Source organism: Streptomyces sp. FH025 (genome assembly GCF_017427025.1).
Classification (GTDB): Bacteria; Actinomycetota; Actinomycetes; order Streptomycetales; family Streptomycetaceae; genus Kitasatospora.
The window spans coordinates 1-4,647 of record NZ_JAFLNG010000616.1 but is presented as its reverse complement, the minus strand read 5'-3'; the positions used below and the strand labels follow the sequence as shown (position 1 = coordinate 4,647).

Here is a 4,647-nt window from a genome sequence, read left to right as displayed (position 1 = left end):
ACTTCTGACGTCGGGCCTGCCGGGCGTCTACATGCCCGTAGTAGCTTCGCGGGGGCCACCGGAATCGGCCGGCCGCAGCCCCCGAGCGAAGGTGCGCGATGTCCACCCTGACCTACCCGGAAGCGATAGGCGTCGGCCTGCTGCAGGGTGTGACGGAACTCTTCCCGGTCTCCAGCCTGGGCCACAGCATCCTGCTGCCCGCCCTGCTCGGCGGGAAGATCCAGCGGGACCTCGACATGACCGCCGACGGCTCCTCCTACCTCGCCGCCCTGGTCGCCCTCCACCTGGCCACCGCGCTCGCGCTGGTGGTGTTCTTCTGGCGGGACTGGGTCCGGGTGGTCAGCGGCCTCGTCAGCTCCATCCGGCACCGCCGGGTGCAGACCCGCGACGAGAAGCTCACCTGGCTGCTCATCATCTCCACCATCCCCGTAGGCGTCGCCGGTCTCGCCCTGGAGAAGGCCCTGCGGCACGCGCTCGGCAAGCCCGTCCCGGCCGCCGTCTTCCTCGCCCTCAACGGCCTCGTGCTGCTCGGCGCCGAACGCCTCAAGCGCGGCGGCACCGGCCGCCGCCGGGCCGGCCACGCCGCTCCCGTCGACGAGCCCGGCCTGGACCCGGCGATCGCCTCCGACGTGCGGCTGACCAAGCTCGGTTACGGCCAGGGCGCCTGGATCGGCGCGGCCCAGATCCTCGCCCTCTTCCCCGGCATCAGCCGCTCCGGCGTCACCATGAGCGCCGGCATCCTGCGCGGCCTGCACCACGAGGACGCCGCCCGGTTCTCCTTCCTCCTCGCCACCCCGGTCATCCTGGCCGCCTCCGTGCTGAAGGTGCCCGAGCTGTTCAAGCCCGAGAACTCGTCCGTCCTCGGCCCCGTCGCCGCCGGCAGCGTCGCCGCCTTCGTGGCCGGCTACATCTCGGTCCGCTTCCTCACCAAGTACTTCGAGACCCGCAGCCTCACCCCGTTCGCCGTCTACTGCTTCCTCGCCGGCGTCGGCAGCGCGGTCTACCTGTCGCTCTGACCCACCCCCCGGGCCTGCTACCCCGCGTCGGGATCCGGCACTTCGGGATTCGGCAGCTCGGGATCCGGCACTTCGGGATACCAGCGGTCACCGGCGAAGCGGGACAGCGCGACTTCGAGCTCGTACGGCACCTCACCCATCGTGCCGAGGTCCCACACCCGGACCCAACCCTCCGAGTCCGTCCGCGACTTGGGCCCGGCCCGGCCGGAAGCCGGTTTCACCGCCAGGCAGTACACCGTCGGCATTCCCGGGACGACCGCCCGGGTCTTCTTCGCCATCTCCAGCTCGACGATCCGGACCTCCTCCACGTCGTCCCAGCTCATCCGCAGCTTCCGGCCGCGATTGACCTCGATGACCTCCGCATCGATCCGGAGGTTCGTCGCCGCCAGCCACAGCGACAGCAGCACCGTCGCAGCCCCGGCCCCGACCGGAAGCAGCGCCGGGGACAGGAGCACCCAACTCTCCTGCCAGTCGGACCAGTACTCCACACCGGCCGAGAGCGGCCACACCAACAGCAGGAACGCGAACACCACCAGCGCCGGGGTCAGCCCGAAGTCGACCAGCATGCGGAAGCTCTCACGACTGCTCCGCAGCCGGACCTCCGGTCGGGTGCCGAACGACGGGTGGGTCTCGTCGGGCCAGGAGTCGTCGAGCCGCTGCTGCAGTTCGGCGTGCCGGAACTGGTAGATCCCGCTGATCTTGCGCAGCACCCCCAACTTGTGGGCGTCCTCCAGGAATTCGAGCGTCCGCCGAGGCAGCTTCCCGCGTCGCGCCAGGAACCACCAGGTGGCGTTCCACCGCCACCACCCGCTGAGCCCGGCCAGTACCACCGCCGCACACAACCAGCCGTCCAGGAGGGCCCCCACGACGACGACCGCATCGGACCCTCCCGTTCCGATGCCGAAGACCACGCTTCCCGCGATCGCCGGAGCGACCAGGAACGCCTTCGCCCGTGCCGTCCGCCGCTCACCGGCCAGCAGGGTCTTCGGGACGGCCATCGCACCGGACTCGACCGGCGTCGACAGCACGACACCGGCGAGCGACGGAAGGACCACGGCGAGCACGGCGGACAGGTTCACCCGAGTCGTGGCGGCAAGGCCACCCACCATCGCCACGAGCAGGACCAGGAGGACATGGGCCCGTCTTCCTGCGGGCTTTCGCGGGCGTCCGTCGAAGCCGCCGAAGAAGTAGGCCGCAAGGAAGCCGCCGGCCACAGCCGTCAGGATCGAGGTCGATCCGATGATGCTCGCCGCGCTGGCGGCCTGCTCGTAGTCCGCACGCCCGACCGCCCAGAGCAGCAACGCGAGTACCTGACCCGCCGCCGCACCGGCCAGGGCCGCCGCGGTCACGACCACGAGCCCCCACACCGCGGGCGCCGTCAGCGGACTCCGCAGTCGCCACCAGGCGAGGTTCCTGCTCCGGTCCCGGTTGAGCTGTCGCGCCAGGAAGCGGAGGTACCCGACGGCGCTCCTGTGATCCCAGCGGCCCACCAGCCGGGGGTCGAACGGCGACGGGGGTTCACCGTCGAACTTCACCCGGAGGAACTGGTCCAGGAGGTGCCCCTCGACGTCCTTCCGGGCCGGGCGCTCCGGGTCCAGCAGGTCCCCGGGGTCGGACTTCCCGTCCTCGTACCCGACCTGGGCCAGCCACAGCATCAACGGCGAGGAGAGCACCGTCGCGATGGTCCCGCCCGGGTTCCGCTCCAGCTCGTCGAAGACCGGCTGCCAGGCCGCGAGCCGGTCGGGGTGGCAGGACCTCCTCAGATAGGACTCGGCGGCCCCGGTGGAGACCGGACGCGCCCGCAGGACGGGCATCGCGCGCAGGACGCGGTCGCGTGCGGCCTTCTCGTACTCCTCCGGGCGGGACGTCAGGACCAGTGGCGCGGTCTGCCCGCAGGCCTTCCTCAGCGCCTTCAACGCCTTCAGCTGCTTGGACGGCGCGAGCTCGTCCAGCCCGTCCAGGACGGGGACGATCAGCCCTCGGCCCAGCAGCTTTCCGACGGTCCTTTCGTCGAGTTTCGATCCCGGGCGGCCGTAGTCCTCGACGATCCGCTGGGTGAGCCACCGGTCGAGACGCTTCTTCGCGGGATTCCATTCCGACAGCAGGAAGAGGACCGGAACGGGCTGCGCGGGTTTGCGGTCCTTCAACAGTCCGAGCAGCAACTGGACGGCGAGCGCCGACTTTCCCGCCCCGGCGGGTCCGGTGATCACCAGGCGGTACGACAGCGAGTCGCGGACCTTCGCGACGACCTCGGACGCGCCGACCAGCTCGCGGCGGCCCCCGGCCGGCTGTGCAGGAGCCCAGTCGGCCGCCCATTCCACCGCGATCCCGGTGCTCTCCTCCACACCGATCAGCTTCGCTTCGGCTCCCCACTGGGCACCGACCTCGCCGGCGAGCTCGGCCAGCGCCGCATGCTCCGCAGGCTCCACAGGCGAGGCGGCGTAGAAGTTGACGGTGCTCGCCTGGATGAGATCTCCACCCACGGTCGAGTTCGAAACGCTGTTCTGAACCTCGTCGGTCACGGCGCTCATGATGCCAGCGCGGCCGGTCCGCCCCAGGGCGTTCCAACGGGCCCGGCACCGCTGGAACCCCTACCGCCGGGTGTGGTTGATTTCTTCCGTGAGCACCTCCTGGACCTCCTTCGGCGGCGACCTGCACCTGGACCTCGGCGAGCGGCGGGCCGCCGGTGCCGGGCTGCGGGCCGCGCTGGAGGACGCCCTGCGGGAGGCCGTCCAGGACGGGCGGCTCGCGCCCGGGACCCGGCTGCCGTCCTCCCGGGCCCTCGGCGAGGACCTCGGCATCGCCCGCAACACCGTGGTCGAGGCGTACGGCCAGCTCACCGCCGAAGGCTGGCTCGCCTCCCGGCAGGGCTCCGGCACCACGGTCGCCCGGCGGGCGGTCCCCGTCCGCGGCGAACGGTCCGCCCCCGTGGGCCCCCGGCGGCGGGCCGTCCGGCACGACCTGATGTCCGGACGCCCCGACCTCTCGCTGTTCCCCCGCACCGCCTGGCTCGCCGCCACCCGCCGCGCCCTCGCCACCGCGCCGCACGAGGCCCTCGGCTACGGCGGCCCGCTCGGCCGGATCGAACTGCGCGAGGCGCTCACCCACTACCTGGCCCGGGTCCGCGGCGTGCGCACCGACCCGGACCACCTGCTCATCTGCAACGGCGTCCAGCAGGGCCTCGGCCTGCTCTGCGCGGCCCTGCGGGAGCGCGGGGCGCGGTCGCTCGCGGTCGAGGCGTACGGGCTGCCGCCGCAGCACGCGCTGATCAGGGCGGCCGGGCTGTCCACCGTGCCGCTGCCGCTGGACGAGCAGGGCGCCCGGGTCGACCTCCTCGACGCCCGCTGCGGCGCCGGTAGTGCAGGCGGCAGCGGCGCACGTGCCGGTCGTACGTCCCGGAGGTGATCAGTTCGGCGAGGGTCAGCTGTTCGATCACCGGGGACATGGTGTCGGTCAGCACCTTCAGCCGGGCGACCGGTTCGACCAGCGCGTCCGGCAGGGCCAGCCAGGCGAGCCGCAGCCCCGGGGCGAGGCTCTTGGCGGCCGTCCCGGCGTACACCACCCGTTCCGGGTCGAGCGCCTGCATCGCGCCGAGCGGCTGCCGGTCGTAGCGGAACTCGCCGTCGTAGTC

2 protein-coding genes and 2 pseudogenes are annotated in these 4,647 nt (G+C 72.3%); 2 read left to right on the top strand and 2 right to left on the bottom strand.

Annotated features, from left to right (window positions below):
- Nucleotides 1-98: 98 nt before the first annotated feature.
- Nucleotides 99-1,016, top strand: a complete 918-nt coding sequence (locus J0670_RS30620; protein WP_207815021.1) for an undecaprenyl-diphosphate phosphatase — start codon at nucleotides 99-101, stop codon at nucleotides 1,014-1,016.
- A gap of 17 nt (nucleotides 1,017-1,033) precedes the next feature.
- On the opposite strand, the gene J0670_RS30615 is transcribed toward J0670_RS30620, so the two are convergent.
- Nucleotides 1,034-3,538, bottom strand: a complete 2,505-nt coding sequence (locus J0670_RS30615; RefSeq protein WP_207815020.1) for an NACHT domain-containing NTPase — start codon at nucleotides 3,536-3,538, stop codon at nucleotides 1,034-1,036.
- 7 nt (nucleotides 3,539-3,545) lie between these two features.
- On the opposite strand from J0670_RS30615, the pseudogene J0670_RS30610 reads away from it, so the two are divergent.
- Nucleotides 3,546-4,289: pseudogene (locus tag J0670_RS30610) on the top strand (aminotransferase class I/II-fold pyridoxal phosphate-dependent enzyme); the annotation flags it as partial.
- Here J0670_RS30610 and J0670_RS30605 read toward each other — a convergent pair.
- Nucleotides 4,285-4,647 (bottom strand): annotated as a pseudogene (locus J0670_RS30605) (hypothetical protein); the annotation flags it as partial. The pseudogenes J0670_RS30610 and J0670_RS30605 sit on opposite strands and share 5 nt — an antisense overlap.

What these genes read in the sequence shown, in the direction of transcription:
- J0670_RS30620 (WP_207815021.1), top strand. Translation starts at nt 99, where the DNA reads ATGTCCACCCTGACCTACCCGGAAGCGATAGGCGTCGGCCTGCTGCAG.